Source organism: Zoogloea sp. LCSB751 (assembly GCF_002028455.1).
Taxonomy (GTDB): domain Bacteria; phylum Pseudomonadota; class Gammaproteobacteria; order Burkholderiales; family Rhodocyclaceae; genus Zoogloea.
Genome location: NZ_MWUM01000407.1, coordinates 1 through 252, shown reverse-complemented (window position 1 = coordinate 252; position 252 = coordinate 1). Strand labels below are relative to the sequence as shown.

The 252-nt window shown below is 40.5% G+C and carries 1 protein-coding gene; it reads left to right on the top strand.

All coding sequences use genetic code 11. The annotated features are described in order from the left end of the window. Positions 1–98: 98 nt before the first annotated feature. On the top strand, positions 99–252 hold a 154-nt coding region (locus tag B4920_RS31170), incomplete at its 3' end, for a DUF3802 family protein (protein ID WP_139379734.1).

Here is a 252-nt window from a genome sequence, read left to right as displayed (position 1 = left end):
AATGCTCATACTGACCACTTAATGGGTGGATGTTGAGGCTTTTTAGATGTTAACAGTGTCCTTAATGGCGCTCGATTTAGTTGTTTTAAGGGTTAAAAATGGTCACAGATAAAGACGGTTACATGCATTTAATCCAGTATTTGACTGAGCACCTTGGCTTGTTCGAAACGCCTGATACCCAAAATGTGTCCGACGATACTGTGATGGAATTGTTTGAGGAACAATTATCCGCGCAGATTATTATGGTCTGTG